Here is a 21556-nt window from a genome sequence, read left to right on the forward strand (position 1 = left end):
TTTATTACTCCTCAATATTACTATGCAAAAGATCTTTTTTACTACTAATTAATGACATTTCTTCAACTTCATTTTCTCTTTTAACTCTAATGATTTTTAACTTAAGTTGCTTTTGTTTTTTCTCTAAATCATTGATTTTTTGATTTTGACTAACAAGCATATATTTTTGATAAATTAACGCTGACTCACTTAAAAGAGTTAGTGAGACATAAGTTAAATATGAATACAATTCTGATTCAATAAAACTATTAATATTAGGGTAAATATTTAACTTATTGATTTTAACTTGTTCTTCTAAACGAACATTGTTTGATTTCAAATTAAAATTAATTTCATTTAATGGAAGAACTTCTTGAAAGTTTTGCTTGATTTTTGACGAGTTAATTACAAATCTAACTCTATGGAAACCATTCATTTTTAAAAAGTTAAAAATAAATGATGGTAATTGTTTACTAAGGGTTTCAACATTGTTTTCTTCAAATTGAAGAACTTTATTCAATTTATGTTCATCGACAAAAGTGATTGCTTTTTTACCAATAGCTATAAAAGAGTCACCTTTATTCATGTATTTCAAAATACTTTTTTCATGTTTGTCATATGAGTTAGTTTGAAACTTTTCTTCTTCAGTAACATAAATTCATAAATTGTTATGTGATTGTTTTTTAATTTCTTTTTTCTTATAAAATAACTTCTTTATTCCTGAAAAGAAATCTTCAGTACTAGGTTTTAATATTTCGACATCTATTTCTCTACTTTTTGAAAGTTCATTAATTAATATTCTAGATTGATTAGCACGTTCAAAATAAAAGTTAATTTGTTTTGAAAGTTTCAATATATTAATTAATGTAATATTTTTCTTCGATTCAACAACTTTAAGGATTTTATTTAAGCTATCTGATTTAGCTTTAACTTTTTTAATGTGCATTTAAAGCCTCTTTATTGAAAAATATTTTATAGAGTTTATTTTCTTTGTCAAAACATATTATGATATTAGGCACTATTTCAACGTTTAAGCCTTTTTTAATAAGTAATTCGTCTAATAAGTTATTCAAATTAATAAGTGCTTGATTAATGTGTTCGCTTTCATTATCTACCATATTTAATGTCTTCAAACGACTATTAGTATTTGAAACTATAGCTGGAACTAATTCTTCTAAACTAAATCTTGGATCTCTTTCAAATGTGAGAACAAAATCTCTGAATTTGATTTCATTACATGTCTTTAAATATTCATCACGTTTTTTAATTAACTCAGCAAAAATTCCATTATGAATATTTACATTGTTTTCAATAAGGAATTGATTCATAAACGTTTTGTAAGGCAAAAAGTTTTTTGAAGCTAATGCGTCATTAAAATTTTTGTAAATAGTTTCTTGATACTTAATTAATTTAGCATCAGGTAAATTAGTTTTCTTTTTCATGTGCTACCTCTTTTTTAATTGAAGAATTAGCTTCTTCTTGTTTTTTGTATTTTTGAATATAAATTGCTGAGTAAATTCAAATGATTACTTGAATTAAAATAGCTATTGTTGCTATGAAAACGTTTATAAGAATAAACAAGTCACAAATATTTATATTTAAAGAGAAGATGTTCATTATGTCATTAAATTTATTTACATTTTGAATATAACTATTTAGCGTACATAAGAAAATAGTTGGTATTACAAATGCTAAAATGATTGAATTAATTAATTTTTGTCATAAAGCAATTTGAGATTTATTTTTAAATGAATCAACAACCGTTATTAATGCTATAAAAATTGCGTAGAATAAAATAATTACATAGTTATTAACAGCATCAAAGTTTTTGATTCTAAAACTGAAAGCTACTAATGATGTTAATAAGATAGATAAAAATGTGATAAATGATTTAAGTGATGCACTTGATTTTTTTATCGTTTTAATCTGTAAAACAAGGACATAAGTCAAAAAGATTGCTAGCATTAACACTAATGTTATTACATAAATATAATGTTTTGGTTTTACATCTGCAAATAAACCTAAGTTTTTATTAAGTGTATAAGTAGATGTAAGCATTCAAATAATTAAAGCAAAAGTTAATAGGAAGATAAATGTAAATATCGGTTTAATTAAATATTTACGTCTATTCTTAATATTAATTCCATATAAGTAAGGAACAATATCTAAAGCAATAAAACTTAAAATAATTGCTACTACTAAGATAATAACGAAATAGCTTCCAGGATTTTTACCAGTGAAGAAAGCACTAAGTTTTGCATAAAATGGATTAGCATTATTGCCTGATAATACCAAAATATTATCTGTTAAATGGTCATATGAATTAAAGGTTATTAAATATATGAAAGTTAATCATAAACTTAATGCTATTGCTTTTAAAATTCATGAAATATAAAAATATTTCAATAAATATAATTCAGCAGGATTAACTTTTTTGATTGTTAAATTACTTATTACTAAAAATAGTAAGTTTATGATCATTAATCCAACAATAAAAAACGATTGATAAAATAAGATTAATGGATTTAAGTCAGTATCATACTTTACAAGTAATAATGTTAATAATGCGCCGAAAGATAATAACCAATAAGCAAAGTAAAATATTCTATTTTTAACTACGGTTAATATATTCTTAAAGTAGTTTTTATATCCGACAAATAAACTATACAATGACACAAATGTCAGAATTGAAAAGTTTATTCATAATGCAAAATTACGAGAAGCATAAGTTGAATTAGAAAAATCTAAAATTTTAGCATAACCTAAATATGATGCTTCTATGTCTTGTGTATTTGTTCCGAAAATTATTGGGAGTTGAAATAATATAGTTAGTGCAAATGTAACAAAAGATATTCATGAAAATACTTTTAATGCTTTATCAAAGCTAAAGTATTTTTTGGAATAACTCTGTTTTGCAGTGGTATTAGTCAAAATTTGGTTCTCCTTCATTATTAGTATTATCTAATCCAACTTGAATGGTGATTGATGAATCTACAACACCTGAGCTCACAAAAAGTTTTTTCATGTCTTCAGTATCTACAATAATTTTATGAACTTTATTCATGTTTTTGAGCCCTAGTGCTAAACCTTGTAGTTCTCTTATTCATTTTGTGTTTTCTAAATCTTTTGCGCCACCTACAATATGTACTGCTTTTACTGATTTATTATCAAAAAGAATTTTAGGTTTGTCATTTGGTCCTCAGTTTGGTTCTACTAATGAACTAAATTGAGAAGTTGCCAATTCTTTAGCGCTTATTGTGAAAATATCAGTTTCAGAATGCAATTTAATAGCCTTGAAGTGGAAGCCATATAAATTAATATTTCTAAGTGATTTAAACTTAGTTAATGACAAGTCAACTTTAACTGGTCAACTACCGTCGCCAAAACCTCCATTATAAACTCTTCAATCCTTATGTTTATTTAAAATTAAATAAAATGCATTTCTTACATCATTAATTGTACTGTTTTTGTCTGGTCTAATAATATTGAATTGAATACTTCCGGCAGTTTTTTCGGTTGTGTTCATATTTTCGAAGTTTTTAACAGGATTTGGATCATATGAAATAAATGCTGTATTCTTGAATGCATTTGCATCAATTCCTCAACCAAAATTATCTGGTTTGCTTCCTGGTCCAGTCACATCACCCATATCATCATCTATATTATTTAAAGTAGTTCAAAGATCAACATCATCAAGTTTTTTGTTTGCAAGTTCTCTAATGCCTATCATATATTGACTTTGGTAGTTTAATGATAGTTTTTTCACTCTATCCGGAAGACTCTTGTAAAGTTCACTCATATCAAATAAAGGATTATTTTTACCAATTTCTTTAAAAGTGACAGCAGTATTTTTTTGCCTTCTTCAGAATTCATTAATTTCTTATAATTTTCAATACCTAACGCATTAGATGTATCCACTTCAACTAATGTTCTAGGTGCTTTATCTTTAAATTCTGTGTTAGTTGGATCAGGCGTGTATTCATAAATTCTGATACCATCATCCATAGTTTGCACAACACCATTTTTATCAATATAGGTTTTATTTCTATCTTTTGGATTGGTAATGTATTTTGAAAATGAATTAGAAACTTCTTGTTTAGATCATCCAGGGTATTCACCATTCATTATTTGACTACCTTGTCTGTAAAATTTGCTATCAACTCCGAAGTATCTCTTTTTATTATCTCTCATTATACTTAACTTTGTTGGATTCTTATTATCATCTCTTGAACCAAAACGAATGGTTAAGTCATATCCTCAAGTATTTCCAGTAATAGTAAAGTCAGGAGCATTTCCTTTTGCTAATTCTTGATCCATAATTCTTAAAGCAGCTTCTAATTGTGCTTTATATATTTGTCTTAACTCTTCTCTTGAAGGTTTATTTGGACCATAAAATTCTATTGAACCATTTAAGTATTTGGCGAACATTTCTACTAAATCTTTATTTGTTGCATAGTCTGAAGCATATAATTCTTTTAAATCATCGGCGGTTAAATCAGTGTTAGAAGATAATTTATTTAGTACTGAATTTATTTGACTCTTAAACTTTGCTTTTTCAGCTTCTGTAAAAGTATCAGGGTTATCTACTTTTGGTAAAGTGGATTCTTTTTCTATGAACTTACTTTCAGGTTGTAATGGAACGCCACCATCTTTTAAAATTTTATTAAGTTCTTCTATACTTAATTTTTTAGTATCAGTTTTTGTAATAGGTTCATCAGTTTCATCAATATGAACTGGTGCATCTTCAGAATTTGATTTTGTGTCTTTAACTATTTCATAGATGTTTTCGGTAGAACCGCCTAATACATATGCTTTAGCTTTATCAGGATATTTGAGTTTTCAACCATATGGAACATATTTAGAAACATCAATTTTTTCATCATCAGAAGATGTTACTGTCACTACTTCTTGTTTATTTTCACCCTCAAAAATTAATACAGTTTTGTAAATCTTAAATACTTTTTTAATGTTAATGTAGTTGGTTGCTCCAATAGTAAATTCATTAGCAATTTCAGGATTTACTAATCTATAAGAAAGAGGCAAAATTTTATTTCATTCAACTTTATCGCCTTTAGTAAGTTTTAAGTGAACGGGTTCAAATACTCTACTTGGATCTTCCACATCACGGAATTTGAAAACGGTTTCAGCATCTGCTGGAACTTTTTTAATATCAATATAGTTTATATTTCCTCATGTAATTGAAAGGATTTGATTTGGATTTAATAATTCATAACCTTTAGGAAGTTTGTATTTAAGAGGCACATCTTTTTCAGTATCAAAAGTTTCTGAACTGATTATTTTTGAATTAGTATCTCTAAAAATAATTTCAGTTTTTCTAACTTTTAATTTAACTTCATAAGTGTTAGTTTCTCCTAATTTAACTTTTGTATTTTTAGGATCAACTAATTCATATCCGTGAGGAATATAGTCTTCCACATTAACGGTTTCTAATTCTAATCTTGCTTCAGCAACAACACCTTCTTTAACTTTGAAGATCAAAATTGTTGTTTTGATATCTGTAATAGGTTCAACTAAACAAGTATTATCTTTACCTATTACTGGTTCTAATTGATTATCAATTAGTTTATATCCTTTTGGAACATATTCAGATAATTTGATTTTTTCATTACCAATTGTTTTAGCATTAACAGATATAACAATTTTTTGTGTTTTACTATTTTTGAAAATTAATTTAGTTTCAAAAGCATCGGCTACTTTTTTAATGTAGACGATATTTGTAGCATGTTCTTTAAATGTATTTAAGTCTAATTTGCCACTAAGTTCTCAATTTTCTGGTTTAAGTTCTTTAATTTGTTCTATTGTAATTGTTTTACCGTTTTCAACTGATGCTTTCACTGTTGAAACTATTTCATCTTGTTTGTTAATATTTCTAAATTGAATAGTATAAATAACTGTATTTTTTAAAGGACGAATTTGGAATGTTGTATTTTTACCTGCATCAATTTCGTTTGGTTCATTTACAAATTCATAATTTCTTGGTAAATAATCTTTAGGGTTAATCTTTGTGCTGTTAGGAGTTTTTAAAGTTTTTTCGTAAATTGTTTCATTATTATAAACATAGGTAAGTTTTGTATCTACTTTAGGAACTGCTTTAACAATTTGAATTCTATTAGTTTGACCAACTATAATCACTGTTTAAAGAGGATTTTTTAATTCATAACCACTTGGAATATATTTTGATAAATCAACTTTTTCATTAGTTTTTAATTCAACTTCAGTTTTATAAACTTCTCTATTATCATCATAAAATGTAAGAGTAGTTTTTTTAGCTTTAATTTCTGGAACAACAAAAATTTCGCAACCTTGCCTGCTTCAATTTTAATTTGTTGTCCTTCAACATATTTAGTTGAATCTAAAACATAACCATTAGGTATTAATGATTCGATTTTAATATCAATGCCCTCGTTAGGTTTAGTTATTATGTCATGAATTTTTACAACCGAATCGTTATCTTTTGTATTTAAAAATTTAACCGTTGTTTTCACAACAGCAGAGTTATTTTGATCTGTTAAAGAAATTTTATCCGGAATAATAACAATTTTTACATCGCTTAATTTTGGTTCAGGATTTTTAAACGAAATAATTTGCGAATTATTATTTAAATTATTTTTCTTAAGTGAAAAATATATGCCTGTAGATAATGCACCAATTGCTAAAATAGTTCCACTCATTATTAAAGCGGATTTCAAAATTTTACGTTTTTTTGCCTTGATCATTATTCCTCCTAACCTTAATATATATGGCTATATAGTCCCGAAAAATATTTTATTTCGAACTTATATGAGGTAAAAGATTTAAGGATTACAACTGTGTTGTTTAATGTAATACATTAACAACAAGTTGTATAGTTAAAATATAAGATATAAAATATAAGTTCGAAAAATTACAATTAATAAACTTATTGGGTTTTTATTGAGTGGAAGCAATGAGATTTGAACTCACATATAAAGAGCTGTCGCGTCTTCTGTTTTGCCGTTAAACTATACTTCCAAAAATATATAGCACATGTTTGAAGAAAATCATTTGCATTTGATAGATAGTAAGAAACTTGAGTCCGTAGATGAATACCATTTATATAAACATAAACATAAGGAGGTTGTGCTATATAACAAACAAAAAAATGTAGCGATTTGCTACATTTTACTTTGGGATTTTTATATATATATTGATTTATATTTATATTATAGTTTAATAATTATTAACTACGAAGTTTTGCAAAAAAATTTCCATATTACTTATACTGCTATAAATAAGGCGTTTTGGACAAAGAATAGAAAAAAATAACAAATTAATATTTTTTCAGACTTATTTTTGATGCCATAGTAATTTTCATAAAATAATTCATTTAAAAGCATTATTTTTTGTTAAAACAAGCAATTTTGATATTTAATAAAACCCTTATTTTATGCTAGTAAAAGGAAAAAGTTTGCTTTTTAATAAAATCATTTTTCAATAATAATAAAGCAATAATATAGAAACTGTAGTTATAAAAAAAGCAAAATAAAACACATCGCTAGGATGTGTTAAATCGTTATAAATAATTAAGACAATCGTTTAATTTGAAAGAACTATTTTACTTGATGCACTTTCTTTTTGAGCATCTTGTGTGCTGCAGTATTTTCTATCTAATTCTCTTACTAATGGTCTGAATAATCCATAAACAATTGCGTATGGAATTAATAAACCAAAGATAAGAAGGAAGATGTATCCTGTGATAAATAGTCCTTCATATACAACATTAGAAAGATCTCAATTAAATACTGTACCAAGGTCTGTTCAATAAATGTTTCCGTTTGTTACTCTATATTGAAGCCCCATGAAGTTTCAACCTTCAATAGCATTAACGCTTGAGTGTGAACCAGCTGCAACGATTTCATTTAAGATTAATGAAACTAAGATGATTGAAGACATACCGAAGATGTAATTAAAGTAAGTTCAACCACTTTTAATTTTAACTTGACCTTTAAGAACTAAATAAGTTCCAAGTGCAAAGTTTAACACAGCTTGTATCATGTAGTAAAGAATGTATGCATAGTATTTTATTTCAAAAATAAATACTGGGAAAAGTAATACAAATCCACCAATACACATTGCTGATATACCAATAACTGGTTTAAGCATATTTTCTCATCTTTTTGTCGGAATCAAGAAGTAGAAAGGTAAGATTCAAAGCATTAACGTTGTCGGTTCAACCGGTGCCGTATTGTATGTTCAAGGCGTGTTGTTTACAACTTTTGCCGAAATTGGTCCCATTTGACGTAAGAAAATTTCGTTTACAAGTAATAATATTCAAGTAAAGATAATTAAACCTCTAACTTGTTTTCTATTTGCTTTTCTAAATGCAAAAAGTCATAGAATTAGAAGAGCAACAGCGGCTGCTATGTAAAGTCATTGTAATGCTCCAAATCAATGAAATTCACTTTTAGCAGGCGTCGTAAAAAACTCATGAATAGCGTTCATAATTCTCCTTTTTTATTAAATTAATATCCTAAATTAGATTATTAATCTATAACTAAAATAATTTTATATTATTTTTTAGTTTTTAAAATTAATATAACATGGACAATTTTAGGCGAAAAAACTATTTTAGTTTTTGTTCTATTTAATTGTTTTATAGGCTAATAAAGCAATATGACATTTTAAAAAGCCATTATTTTATTTAATTTGGAATAATGTTTTTTTCATGAATTTTAGGCATATTTTAAAAAAATACTTGCCCTTATTATTAAGACAAGTATTAATTAACTTTAAATTACAATTTATCTTTTGAAACATTAATTCTATTAATTGCTTTACGCAATTTAATTTCAAACAATTTTTCTTCTTTTGCATTTGTGGCATTTTCAAGTTGTTTGAGAGCAAATGCTTTATCAAGTTCTGCTTTTTCAAGATCGATATCTTTACTAAAGATAATGTCATTTGTGATAATATGAATTTCTGATGCATCAGCATAAACAATACCATCACTAATTGAACATTCTAGAACATTTTTTTCAGGATAAGTTGTGATGAATAATTTGCTAATATCAATGGTTGATAATAATTCGCTTCGATTAGGTTGAAGCACAATTTCACCACCACTTTTGGTACATAATTGTACGCTATCAACTTCACCTTCATAAAATATTTGTGATTGAGTAATAATTTTTAAATTACTAAATTTATTCATTATTTAGTTTTAGTTTCTTGTGAAGTTGTTTGTTCAGTTTGAGCTTGTTTTTCTTCATTATGTTGATTTTCTTCTAATTTTAAAGCTTGATATTTTTCTTTAACATCATCGATTGAACCAACATATAAGAATAATTCTTCAGGATAATCATCATATTCACCATTAAGAATGTCTTTAAAACTTCTAACAGTGTCTTCTCTTTTAACATAAACACCTTTTTTACCAGAGAATTTTTCAGCAACGAAGAATGGTTGACTTAAGAAGTTTCTTATTCTTCTAGCACGTTGTACAACTTTTTTATCTTCATCGCTTAATTCACCCATACCAAGAATAGCAATAATATCTTGCAATTCTTTAAATCTTTGCAAAATAGCTACTACATTTTGAGCAACTTCATAGTGTTCTTGACCAACTACAAGTGGATCAAGTAATCTAGAAGATGATTCAAGTGGGTCAATAGCCGGGTAAATACCTAAAGCTGCTATATTTCTATCAAGAACCGTTTTAGCATCAAGATGGTTAAAGGTTGTAGCAGGAGCTGGGTCAGTTAAGTCATCGGCAGGTACATAAACCGCTTGAACTGATGTAATCGAACCAGCTTGGGTTGAAGTAATTCTTTCTTGTAATTGTCCCATTTCAGTTGCTAGAGTTGGTTGATAACCAACGGCACTAGGCATACGACCAAGAATAGCACTAACTTCAGAACCAGCTTGTGTGAAACGGAAAATGTTATCTATAAATAGAAGAACATCTTGTTTCGCTTTATCTCTAAAGTATTCAGCCATTGTTAAGGCAGTTAAAGCAACACGCATACGAGCTCCAGGAGGTTCGTTCATTTGTCCGAAAACTAAGGCTGTTTTATCTAGAACTCCAGCTGCTTTCATTTCATTATAAAGGTCATTACCTTCACGTGTTCTTTCACCAACACCAGCGAAAACCGAAAGACCACCATGTTGAATAGCTATATTATTAATAAGTTCTTGAACAAGAACCGTTTTACCAACACCGGCACCACCGAAAAGACCAATTTTGCTACCTTTAGCATATGGCACTAATAAGTCAATAACTTTAATACCAGTTTCTAAAATTTCGCTTTCAGTTCTTTGGTCTTCATATGAAGGCGCAGGTTTATGAATTGAATTTAATTCACAATTAGGTTTTTCAAGTAAATCAATTGGATTACCAAGCACATCAAACATTCTACCTAGAACATCATTTCCAACAGGCACTTGAATTGGGTGACCTGTATCAATGGCTTCTATTCCTCTAGGTAAACCTTTAGTTGATACCATTGAAATTGTACGTACAGTATCATCACCAATATGTTGCGCAACTTCAAAGGTATATACTTGTCCTTCATAATTTATTTCTAAAGCATTAAGTAATGATGGAAGTGAACCTTTTTCAAATCTAACATCGACAACAGGACCCATAATTTGTACTACTCTACCAATATTTTGTTTAGATTTTGGTTGAGCAGCTTTTGCCTTATTATCTTGTTTTATAGTTGTTTTTGTAGTTTTTTTAGTTGGCATTATGTCTCCTTTTTCTATTGAACAGCATCAGCACCTGAAACAATTTCAATGATTTCTTGAGTAATTTTACTTTGACGTTTTCTGTTATATTCCATATTTAAACTACCTATTAACTGATCAGCATTATCAGTTGCATTTTCCATTGCGATTCTTCTTGAAGCAATCTCACTAATATGAGCACATGCGATTGCTGAATAAATTTTTGAGTCTATATATAAAGGTATAGCTTCAGCTAGAATTTTTTTAGGGCTTGGTTCAAATTCTAATTTATGGTCATGTGCTTTTAGGCTAATTAATTCTTTAATTTTCTTTTCATCGAATGGGAAAATTTGTTCGCAAATTTCATTTTGTACTAAGTTGTTAACATATTTAGTGTAAATTATTTTGATTGATCGAATTTCTTTATTTAAATAAAGTTGCATTGCTAATCTAACAATCCTTTTAACAATTTTATGTAATGAAATTTTTGGATTTTGATCAATTGTATTGATGATTTGGTTTCTAAAAGTTGTTTGTAAACCTTTATAGCCATATAAACCCAAAATGATTAATTTATCATTTGGAGTTACAGTTTGTTTAGTTAATTTAATAATGTTTGAGTTGTAACCACCAGCTAAACCTAGGTTACTTGAAACGACAATGTATAAATCACTAGGTGAATCATTTCTTTGTTTAACTAAATCATTTAATTCATCTTCATAGAGGTTTTGGAAAATTTTTTCAAAGGTTTCGTCAATTAATTTATCATACTTTAAAACTTCTTCATATTCTGCTTTAGCCTTTTTAAGCTTTGAGAATGATACAAGTTCCATAGCATGCGTAATCTTACGAATTGATTGAATTGTTCCGATTCTATTTTTAATACCGTTAATACTTGACATATTAATTCCTATTTATTTTCAATTAATTTGGCGTATTTAGCGGGCATAGGTGCATAATCACTTGGATTATAGTCAGTCAATGTTTGTACAATTTTATTTACGATTTGAACTAAATGATTAGCGAGTTCACTGTAAAGTTCATCACTTAATGAGTTTTTATTTTCTTTAATCTTTTTAACTAGGTTAATACCTGTTAAATCTTTAGTTATGAAGTTAACTACTTCATTACGATAACGTTTGATTTCATTTAATGGTAATGGGTTAATGATTTTTTCCTTAACACCTAGTAAAATAGCCACTTCGGTATATTGACTAAATGGTGAATATTGTTCTTGTTTTAATATTTCATATACCTTTGCACCATGGTTTAAGATGTTCTTAGTTGAATCATCTAAGTCTGAACCAAATTGAGCAAAAGCAAGCATTTCATTATATTGAGCAAGTTCAAGTTTTAATGAACCAGAAACTTGTTTCATAGCTTTAATTTGAGCGGCTGAACCTACCCGTGAAACACTAAAACCAACATCGACAGCAGGTCTTTGACCAGAGTTGAATAAGTTTTCACGTGTAAAGATTTGACCGTCAGTAATTGAAATAACATTAGTTGGTATATAAGCTGAAATATCACCTTGTTGAGTTTCAATAATTGGAAGTGCTGTAATTGAACCACCACCAAAATCTTTGTTTACTTTTGCAGCTCTTTCTAATAATTGTGAGTGAAGATAGAAAACATCACCAGGATAAGCTTCACGTCCAGGAGGTCTTCTTAAAAGTAATGAGAGTGTTCTATAAGCAATAGCATGTTTTGATAAGTCATCATAAACAATTAAGCAGTTTTGTCCTTGAGACATTCATTCTTCAGCAATTGCTGTACCTGAATATGGTGCGATGTATTGTTGAGATGCAAGTTCGCTAGCTCCTGAGATTAAAACTGTGGTGTATTCCATTGCTCCAGCATCTTGTAATTTCTTAACAATTTGAGCAACAGTTGAGTTCTTTTGACCAATAGCAACATAGATACATTTAACATTTTTATCTTTTTGGTTAATGATTGTATCAATTGCAATTGCAGTTTTACCGGTTTGTCTATCGCCAATAATTAATTCACGTTGACCTTTACCTATTGGGATCATTGAATCGATTGCAATGATTCCAGTTTCAAGGGGTTCATTAACTTCTTCACGAGACATTACCCCAGGTGCTATTTTGAATATTTCACGTTTTTTCTTGCTTTTGATTGGACCTTTACCGTCAATAGGGTTACCTAAAGCATCAATTACACGTCCAATTAAACCATCACCAACTGGAATTGAAATAACTTCACCAGTACGGTAGCAAGTTTCACCTTCAACAAGTTGATCAGCATTACCAAAAACAGCAACACCGGCTACTTCTTCTTCAAGGTTTAAAATAAGCCCATAAATGTCATTTTTAAATTTAATAATTTCACCATTTTTAGCATTATCAAGACCGTTAACTAAAGCAATACCATCACCAATAGTTACAATGGTTCCAACTTCAGAATAGTCAACTTTAGAGTCAAAGTTTCTAATACGATCTTTAATAATTGCACTTATATCTTCCATTTGATTAGCCATTTAAACCTCCTTTTCTTGTTAAAATTAATAATAATTTTTGTAAATCAGTTTCCATATTTTGCTCAATAATTTTATTTCCTAAAACAATTTTGAATCCTGAAATTAAGTCTTTATCAATGTAATCTTTGAGAATAATTGTTTTATTCTCTGATTTTTCTAATTTAGCAATAATTTTATTTAACTTTTCTTTTGAAAGCGGATAAGCTGTATAGATTTTACCTCTAGCAATATTTAATTCTTTTTCAGCAAAAGTTAAGTATGCTTCTATAATTCTATTTAATAAATTTGCTCTATCTCTTTCAATTAAAACTTTAAGGAAGTTGCTAAATAATTTAGTATCTTTTGAGATCGATAATTTAGGATAAATATCATCTACAATTTTGTACTTTTCTTCCTTTTTAATAGTGTTATTTGACAAACACATTACTAGTGTATTGTCTTGATTTATATAATCGTAAAAATCCGTGAAAAAATCATATGTTTTTTTAATAAGCTTTTGTTCCTTAAGCAACTCATATAAAGCGAGTGCATAACCATCAGGATTTGCTTTTGAATACATAATAAATTATTTATTTTCTAAATCTTTATTTAAGAATTCATTAATGATTTTTTCTTGTGATTGTTTCGAAACTTCTTGTTTTATAAGTTGTTTAGCAAGCTCGATTGAGGTTTTAGCTATATTATTTTTAGCCTCTTCGAGAATGGTTGCTCTCTCTTTATTAATGTCCATTTGTGCTTTTTCAATAATACGTTTTGATTCAACTCTAGCTTGTTCAGTGTATGAAGCCATAACTTCTTCACCATGCACTTTGGCATTCTTGATGATATCGTTAGCATCTGAGTAAGCTTGAGATAATCTTTTGCTAGCTTCTTGCAATTTTTGTTGTGATAAGTCATTGGTTGCTTTAGCTTGGTCAATATTATTTTGAATGAAATCTTGTCTTTCCTTCATAGCTTTTTTAAGCGGCTTATGAAGCAAGAATCATAAAATAACAATAACTAAAATTAAAGCAATCAGAGTTGATATCATCATAGGCAATGAAGGAAACATTGCTTTAAATTTTTCAGTTAATGATTCGCTTAAAGCAGAATTTTTAACATTTAAATTGTCTAAAGTAATTACTTTTTCCATAAGAGAACTCTTATACGAAAACGAACATTAATAAAATTGAAATAATTAATGAGTAAATAGCTGATGATTCACAAACGGCTTGACCAACAAGCATCATTGTACGAATTTTACTTGCAGCTTCTGGATTACGTCCTACGGCTTCTGATGCTTTACCTGCTGCAATACCTTGTCCAAGTCCAACACCAATACCTGAGAACATTGCAATACCAATACCAACAGCGATTAATCCTTTATCCATTATGATCCTCCTAATAAATGTTTTGATTTAAAGTTAATGATTTTGAATTGTTCACGTTTAAGGAATCTTCTAAACCATTTTTGGTAATGGATTTATTAGCTTCCTTAACTTCTTTTTCATCTACTTCAACTTCTTGAGCTCATCAAATTGTAGTTAATGAGCAGAATACTAAAGCTTGAATGAAGGCACTAAACATATCAAAATACATATGTAAAAATGGGGTGATTAATGGAGCGAGCAATGGTCATGCTTGATTATGAGTTACAGCATAATCGAAGTTAGGTTGACCAGTCATTTTAACTCAAACAAAACCAAATACATAGTAAATTAAGTAAATGATTACGGCTCCACCAATGATATTTCCAAATATCCGGAATGAAATCGAAATAAGTGGTGAGAATTGACCAATTATTTCAATTGGGTTTATATACCTCTTAAAGAAACGCCATTTTTGATACATAAATCCAATAACGTAGATTCCTAAGAAAGTTATTAAACCACAAGTTAATGCAACAGAATAAGATGTAGTAACTGGCTCAAAACCAATTAAACCTAATAAGTTACCGACGAATAAGAAGGTTGCAAGTCCAAAAACATAAAATCTAGCTTTTGGTAATTTGGTATCAGTATTGTCATCATATGCGTTATCAATATAATTTACATAACCTTCCATTACAAATAGCAAACCTTTAGGCGCTTTATCTTTTCTAGCTTCTTTTTTGATTTTGATAAAGACGATGAGCGAAACAATTAAACAAATTAAAACAATCAAAATTAATGATAAAAGTTGTTTTTGGTTTCAAACTCAAAATTCATGTTTAACAATATCTATACCAGTAGGCTCGTTTGAACTACTAGTGCCTTGCGAACTAGCCATTGCATTCATAGCGTATTTGTATATCATTTATGCCTCCTTTCTTTTTTTATTTAACATAATAGCAAGAAAAATTGAAATCTTGGTCATTAATAATCCACCAAGAAAAGCAATAATGTTAATTGGATAAAAAGCAATTTGGAATTTATATTTCATGTACAAATTTGTAGCATTTTTAATTGACATTTCATTAATTTTAAGAATCATAAATGTCATTCCTAAAGCTAATAAAGCAATAATTGTGAAAGCTAAAATATTAAATGAAATCACTCCTTTTTTACTTTTACTAATTGCAAAATAAGTGAATAAATCCCTTATTTCGTAAAAAATAAAACTCAAAGCCGATCCAATTAAAAAACCAAGCATTAAAGACATTTTAACATAGCGATAAAACGCAAGTAAAATACCTCCAATCGCTAGGGATAAAAAGAAATTAATTAAAATCATTGTATTAGTTTCTTTATGATTCATAATGCTTGTTTTTTCCTCACCATAATGCTATGTTATATAAATAACATATTGGTATTATATAACTATTTATTTGCCTAAACGTAATATATTTTAAATTTTGGTATTAAATTTGATATTTAATATATTAGTTATATAAGGTTATGTTGCTTGAAGTAAAGGATAATAATAGATCAATATGCTGCTAGGAGCTAACATTTACTAATAGCAAAAAAGCAGAATAAAAAAACTTATTATGCTATAAAACAGCACAATAAGTAAATTTTATGATTTAAATAATAATTAAGCTTTGTAGTTAATTTCTTTGAATTTTTCCAAAATAAGTTGTTTGGTTTCTTCTTTCATTTCAATTAACATTAAAGCATAACTTTCAGGTCCGACATGAATTGAAACAACTGGTGGAATGAAACAAAGCAGCACATTAGTGTTATAAATCTTTTCAATTTCTTTTACATATTTCATTTTTTCTTCTTGTGGAATGCCTGAGTGTTCCATTACAACAAGTTCGCTAAAACCTTTTTCAATTTTGAATTCTTCATGCTTTTTAGTCATATTTTTCATAATTGATTTATCAAATTTATGACCAATACCTTCTTTTAATAATTGTCCATCAACTCATTTGATTAATGGTACAAGCTTAAAGATTTTAGCTATTAAAGCAGCTGCTGGATGTAATCTTCCGCCTTTTACTAAATATTGATTATATTTAGGGATCAAAGTAATTGATTTTCTAAAGCCATTATTTTCTAAGAAGGTAATAACTTCATCTAATTTTGAAAAATCTTTATCCAATTCATTTTGCATTCAAATACAATCAAAAGCAATTAACTGAACAACTTCTACAGATGAGATAACCCTTAATTTTGGGAAATCATTTTCCATTAATTTTAAGGTTTGATAAGCACTTGAAAGATGTTTTGAAATTGGATACATAATAATATGTTCATATTCTTTTGATAATTTTTCGAATAATTCGTTAGCTTGTTCCAGGTTAAATGATGAAGTTTTTACAGTCGCTTTTAAATTGAATTTATCAAATAAGGTATCAGGTGTTATTTCGATACCATCAGCATAATTCACTCCATCAATTTCTAAATATAAAGGTAAATAAAACCATCCAAGTTTAGCAGCTTGTTCTTGAGTTAAACCACAAGATGAATCCACAACAATTGCATATTTCTTCATAACGATTATATTATATAAAATAATTATTATTTTGGCTATTCCAACCTAAGTCTTTTTAATTTTTATAAAAATACACAAAAAATATGAAAAATTAATGGAAATAATTAGAAAAACACCCTAAAAAACGCATTTCTAAAGTAAAAATATATAATTTTATTGAAATTAATTTATAAAGAGGAGATTTTTATGAAAAAGAAACTTTTACATCTTTTACCAATAGCAACTACTATGGCGTTTTTACCTGTAGTAGCGGCATCGGGTTGTGGTAAGACGGATGAAGTTAAAAAACCTGTTGATAAAGAAAAAGAAGCGTTAGCTAAGTATGAAACTCAATTAAATGTTTATAAAAATGCTTACAAAGCATATAATGACTTGCTTTCAACTAAAGCAAAAGAATTAAAAACAGTCGTTAAAAAAATTAATGACGAAAAAGATAAAACAGAAAAAGAAAAATTACAAAATGCTAGAAAAGAGTTTGTTGATAAACATTCTGCTGAAATTTTAAAATTAAGACAAACAGCAAATGAAGAATATAAAAAACTTAGAGATATTCAAAAAGATTCATCTAAACAATTAATTAAAATTTTCCACACAAATGACGAACATGGAAGAATTATTTTTGACGATGGAAAATATAATTGTTATTCAGGTATGCAATCAATTGCAAATGCTTACAAAGGCTATGATCAAGATTTATTCCTTTCAGCTGGAGACTTAATTCAAGGTTTACCTTTATCTGATTCAAACCACGGATTAACTATTGCTAAAATTGCTGAATCAATTGGATATGATGCAACTGCAGTCGGAAACCATGAATTTGATTTTGGTCTTGAAAACATTTTTAACATCGACAAAGAAACACCAAATATGCCATTTTTATCTGCTAATGCTGTTTACAATAAACAAGCAGTACAAGATAAAGTTAAAAATTCAGAAGGTCAAGAAGTTAAACAAAATGATTATGTATTTAAACCTTATATCATTAAAACTTTAGCAACCGGTGTAAAAGTAGGTATTTTAGGTATTACAACACCTGATACAAAATTTACATCGCACCCTAGAAATTCAGTATATGTAGACTTCATGGATCCAGTAACTGCTGCTGATAAAGTTACAGAAGAACTTAAAAAACAAGGCATTAACATTATCGTAGCTATTACACACTTAGGTGTTGATAGACCTCAAAATGAATGAGATTCTAGAACTTTTGCTGAAAAGGCTAAAGATATTGACATAGTATTAGATGGTCACTCACATACATTAGTTAAACTTGAAAAAGCAAAAAGCGGCAAAAATATTTATTTAGCTCAAACTGAAGCATATACAAAATACTTAAGTGAATTAGATGTAATTTTTGACGTTAAAACAGGCGAAATTGTTGAAGTAAGTCAACAATTAAGAGATATCAATCAAATTGAATTACTTAAAGGTAGAGATAACACAATTGCTGCAAATGTAGCAGAGTTAATTAAATCACTTCAAGAAGAATTTGATCAAAAAATGAAAGTTGTAGAATTCACCTCTCCAATTGCATTTAAACATATTGATTCATTTGATTCAAATGTTGGTGTAGGAAAACCAAATCCTCCTGTATGAACAGGTAGAGCAAATCAAACTAACTTAGGTCTATTCGCATCAGATGCTATAGCATACAAATTTGTTGAAGCTAAAGTTGCTGGTCATGGAGATCAATTTAATTTTGATAACACAATCGGTTTATACAACGGTGGTGGTCTTCGTGGTGATTTAGAAGCTAAAGAAATAACAAGAGGTGATATGTACGCAATTTCACCATTTGGAAATAGAATTACAGCAGTTAAAGTTAAAGGATCTGTTTTATTAGAAACAATGAAACATGGAGCTGCAAAAACATTAACTGGAGCATTCGCTCAATATTCAAGCAACGTTACAGCAACAATTAACGCTAAAATGGAAGGTGAGAAAAAAGTATATGTTCTTGATGAAACAAGTGTAAAAATTAATGGTAAAGCAATTAATCCTGATGGAACATACTTCATTGTAACAAATGACTTTATCGTAGCTGGTGGTGATGGATACGCAATGTTAAATTACACAAAGAGTCCAGAAAAAGCAACTCAAGTTTATGAAGATGCCGATTTATTAGAAGTATTAATTGAATATGCTAAATACACAACAGCAAACGAATTTAAACCTTCAACAACCAATGATTTCGGAAAACTAAAAATGTCTGAATATACAGAAGCATATGCTAAAAAAGTAATTGTACATCACAAAGCAAGTTAATTGTAATTAATAAAAGTAGGGACTAGCTTTCGCTAGTTCTTATTTTTTATTATTTGCCTATAAAACAAGCATATTAGATAAATCAATCAGTAATTTTAAATCATAAAAAATTTATTTTCATCTTCTTAATTGCTGCTATTTTTGTCGCTCAAACAAAATAATTAAGGTTTTAATTAAACAAAAGATTTAAAATAATTATAATTATTTTATGTCTATATATAAATTACACTCAAATTATCAGCCAGCAGGAGATCAACCTGAAGCTATTAAAGAACTAGTAAATGGTATTAATAACGGTGATAAAGCACAAGTTTTGCAAGGAGTTACAGGTAGCGGTAAAACTTTCACTATTGCGAATGTTATTAAAGAATTTGATCGTCCTGTAATAGTTTTATCTCATAACAAAACATTAGCAAGTCAACTTTATTCGGAACTTAAAGGTTTCTTTCCAGAAAATAAAGTTGAGTATTTTGTTTCATATTTTGACTATTATCGCCCAGAAGCTTATATACCTGAAAGTGATGCTTATATTGATAAAACAAGTAAAACTAATGTTGACTTAAATGCTATGAGAATGAGTACAGTGAATTCAATATTAACTAGAAAAGATACTATTGTAGTTGCTTCCGTTTCTGCTATATACGGTGCTTTAAGTCCATATGAATATGAAGAAAACTTTATGACAATTCATAAAGGAATGGAAATTAAACGTAATGATTTATTAAGAATGTTAATTCGTAGAAATTATGCAAGAAACGATGTTGCTTTAGAGATGGGTAATTTTAGTGTAAAGGGAGATATAGTTTATATTAGACCAGCTTATGACGATTCTTTTATTATTAGATTAGACTTTTTTGGTGATGAACTTGAATCAATTAAAACATGTCATCCAGTTACTAGAGAAGTTATTGAAACATATGATGATTATTTAATTTTTCCAGGTGATGCTTATACAGTTAATATGGATATTATTAAGAAAACTTGTGAATTAGCCAAAATTGAGCTTGAAGAAAGAATTAAATATTTCGAGCAGAATAATAAATTACTTGAAGCTCAGAGAATTAAAGAAAGAACCGAAAGAGACCTTGATTCATTAGCTGAATTTGGAGTATGTCCAGGGGTTGAAAATTACTCAATGTACCTAGATAATAGAACTTTTGGTGAAAGACCATATACTTTATTTGATTACTTCCATGATAAAGATCCTATTATGTTTATCGATGAATCTCACATGATGATTCCACAATTAAAAGCTATGTATAAAGGTGATCGTTCTAGAAAGCAAACCTTAGTTAATTATGGTTTTAGATTACCAAGCGCTTTAGAAAATAGACCCTTAACTTTTGAAGAATTTGAAAACACCTTTGACTTTCAAAAAGTTTATATTTCGGCTACCCCTGATGAATATGAATTAGATAAAACACACGGGGTTGTTACAAGATTATTTGTTCGTCCAACTGGTTTATTAAATCCAAAAATTGAAATTAGACCAACAAAAAACCAAGTTGAAAATATTTATGATGAACTTCAAAAGCAAAAAGCTAAAAATGAAAGAACCTTGATTTTAACTACAACTAAAAGGTTAGCTGAAGAATTAACTAGATACTTTTTAGAAAAAAACGAAAAGGTTGCATATATTCATAGTGAACATAACACATTTGAAAGAAATGAAATTTTAAGAAAATTGCGTAAAGGCATTTATGATACTGTAATCGGTATTAATTTACTTCGTGAAGGTATAGACTTACCGGAAGTTAGTTTAATTATGGTTTTAGATGCTGATAAAGAAAGCTTCTTTAGATCAACTAGAAGTTTAATCCAAATTACAGGTAGAGCAGCTAGAAATGCTAATGGTAAAGTTATATTTTATGCTGATAAAATAAGTGAAAGTATGGCTGAAACAATTAAGCAAAATACTGAAATTAGAAAAATTCAAGAAGAGTACAATCAAAAGCATAATATTATACCTAAGACAATTGTTAAACCAATTGCTGAACCAATTCAAGGTCATGGTATTGAAAACGCAGTTAGTTTATATTTTAAAAATGCAAAAGATAAAAATGTTAATAAAGAATTATCAAAAGATGATTTAATTAAGAACTTAAGAGCTCAAATGGAACAAGCTTCAAAAGAGTTAGATTATGAAAGAGCAATTGAACTACGTGATTTAATTTTAGAACTTAAAGCAAATGACTAAAATGCTTGTTTTAT

19 protein-coding genes and 1 tRNA gene are annotated in these 21556 nt (G+C 28.1%); 2 read left to right on the forward strand and 18 right to left on the reverse strand.

The annotated features are described in order from the left end of the window. Nucleotides 1–4: 4 nt before the first annotated feature. From ACJA22_RS02235 to ACJA22_RS02320, 18 genes are all read right to left on the reverse strand, one after another. Nucleotides 5–925 (reverse strand): MSC_0622 family F1-like ATPase gamma subunit, encoded by a 921-nt coding sequence (locus tag ACJA22_RS02235; protein ID WP_406617511.1) that lies wholly within the window; start codon nt 923–925, stop codon nt 5–7. After that, nucleotides 915–1421, reverse strand: a complete 507-nt coding sequence (locus tag ACJA22_RS02240) for an MSC_0623 family F1-like ATPase-associated protein (protein WP_406617512.1) — start codon at nt 1419–1421, stop codon at nt 915–917. Before ACJA22_RS02240 ends, ACJA22_RS02235 begins: the two co-directional genes overlap by 11 nt. Beyond that, nucleotides 1405–2910, reverse strand: a complete 1506-nt coding sequence (locus tag ACJA22_RS02245; protein WP_406617513.1) for an MSC_0624 family F1-like ATPase-associated membrane protein — start codon at nt 2908–2910, stop codon at nt 1405–1407. Before ACJA22_RS02245 ends, ACJA22_RS02240 begins: the two co-directional genes overlap by 17 nt. After that, the gene (locus ACJA22_RS02250; RefSeq protein WP_406617514.1) at nt 2903–3745 is read right to left on the reverse strand and encodes a hypothetical protein; all 843 of its coding nucleotides are present in this window, start codon (nt 3743–3745) and stop codon (nt 2903–2905) included. The genes ACJA22_RS02245 and ACJA22_RS02250 overlap by 8 nt, the downstream gene beginning before the upstream one ends. Continuing rightward, entirely contained in the window at nt 3727–6132 is a 2406-nt protein-coding gene (locus ACJA22_RS02255) for a hypothetical protein (RefSeq protein ID WP_406617515.1), read from the reverse strand. Before ACJA22_RS02255 ends, ACJA22_RS02250 begins: the two co-directional genes overlap by 19 nt. A gap of 71 nt (nt 6133–6203) precedes the next feature. Continuing rightward, entirely contained in the window at nt 6204–6716 is a 513-nt protein-coding gene (locus tag ACJA22_RS02260; RefSeq protein WP_406617516.1) for a hypothetical protein, read from the reverse strand. A gap of 201 nt (nt 6717–6917) precedes the next feature. Next, nucleotides 6918–6990, reverse strand: a tRNA-Ser gene (locus ACJA22_RS02265). Between the two features lie 564 nt (nt 6991–7554). After that, nucleotides 7555–8460, reverse strand: a complete 906-nt coding sequence (locus ACJA22_RS02270; RefSeq protein ID WP_406617517.1) for a hypothetical protein — start codon at nt 8458–8460, stop codon at nt 7555–7557. 292 nt (nt 8461–8752) lie between these two features. Continuing rightward, entirely contained in the window at nt 8753–9169 is a 417-nt protein-coding gene (locus ACJA22_RS02275; protein WP_406617518.1) for a FoF1 ATP synthase subunit delta/epsilon, read from the reverse strand. After that, complete coding sequence (gene atpD / locus ACJA22_RS02280; RefSeq protein WP_406617561.1) at nt 9169–10602, reverse strand: F0F1 ATP synthase subunit beta; 1434 nt, start codon at nt 10600–10602, stop codon at nt 9169–9171. The genes ACJA22_RS02275 and atpD overlap by 1 nt, the downstream gene beginning before the upstream one ends. A gap of 116 nt (nt 10603–10718) precedes the next feature. Then, entirely contained in the window at nt 10719–11585 is an 867-nt protein-coding gene (atpG, locus tag ACJA22_RS02285; protein ID WP_406617519.1) for an ATP synthase F1 subunit gamma, read from the reverse strand. An 8-nt stretch (nt 11586–11593) separates the two neighbouring features. Further along, entirely contained in the window at nt 11594–13183 is a 1590-nt protein-coding gene (gene atpA / locus ACJA22_RS02290) for a F0F1 ATP synthase subunit alpha (protein ID WP_406617520.1), read from the reverse strand. Beyond that, on the reverse strand, nt 13176–13742 hold the full coding sequence (atpH, locus tag ACJA22_RS02295; RefSeq protein ID WP_406617521.1) for an ATP synthase F1 subunit delta: 567 nt from the start codon (nt 13740–13742) through the stop codon (nt 13176–13178). Before atpH ends, atpA begins: the two co-directional genes overlap by 8 nt. A 6-nt stretch (nt 13743–13748) precedes the next feature. Next, a complete protein-coding gene (gene atpF / locus ACJA22_RS02300) occupies nt 13749–14315 on the reverse strand; it encodes a F0F1 ATP synthase subunit B (RefSeq protein ID WP_406617522.1) in 567 nt (188 codons plus the stop codon). 10 nt (nt 14316–14325) lie between these two features. Next, a complete protein-coding gene (gene atpE / locus ACJA22_RS02305; RefSeq protein WP_406617523.1) occupies nt 14326–14553 on the reverse strand; it encodes an ATP synthase F0 subunit C in 228 nt (75 codons plus the stop codon). A 10-nt stretch (nt 14554–14563) separates the two neighbouring features. Continuing rightward, nucleotides 14564–15457 (reverse strand): F0F1 ATP synthase subunit A, encoded by an 894-nt coding sequence (locus ACJA22_RS02310; RefSeq protein ID WP_406617525.1) that lies wholly within the window; start codon nt 15455–15457, stop codon nt 14564–14566. Then, on the reverse strand, nt 15458–15874 hold the full coding sequence (locus ACJA22_RS02315) for a hypothetical protein (protein ID WP_406617526.1): 417 nt from the start codon (nt 15872–15874) through the stop codon (nt 15458–15460). A 303-nt stretch (nt 15875–16177) separates the two neighbouring features. After that, complete coding sequence (locus tag ACJA22_RS02320) at nt 16178–17080, reverse strand: DegV family protein (protein ID WP_406617527.1); 903 nt, start codon at nt 17078–17080, stop codon at nt 16178–16180. Between the two features lie 186 nt (nt 17081–17266). On the opposite strand from ACJA22_RS02320, the gene ACJA22_RS02325 reads away from it, so the two are divergent. Both ACJA22_RS02325 and uvrB read left to right on the forward strand, forming a co-directional pair. After that, nucleotides 17267–19345 (forward strand): 5'-nucleotidase C-terminal domain-containing protein, encoded by a 2079-nt coding sequence (locus tag ACJA22_RS02325; RefSeq protein ID WP_406617528.1) that lies wholly within the window; start codon nt 17267–17269, stop codon nt 19343–19345. Nucleotides 19346–19553: 208 nt separating this feature from the next. After that, nucleotides 19554–21542: an excinuclease ABC subunit UvrB gene (gene uvrB, locus ACJA22_RS02330; protein ID WP_406617529.1), complete on the forward strand. Its 1989-nt coding sequence runs from the start codon at nt 19554–19556 to the stop codon at nt 21540–21542. The last annotated feature ends 14 nt before the right edge of the window (nt 21543–21556 follow it).

Origin of the sequence: Mycoplasmopsis adleri (assembly GCF_045276205.1) — a bacterium.
Classification (GTDB): Bacteria; Bacillota_I; Bacilli_A; order Mycoplasmatales; family Metamycoplasmataceae; genus Mycoplasmopsis; species Mycoplasmopsis adleri.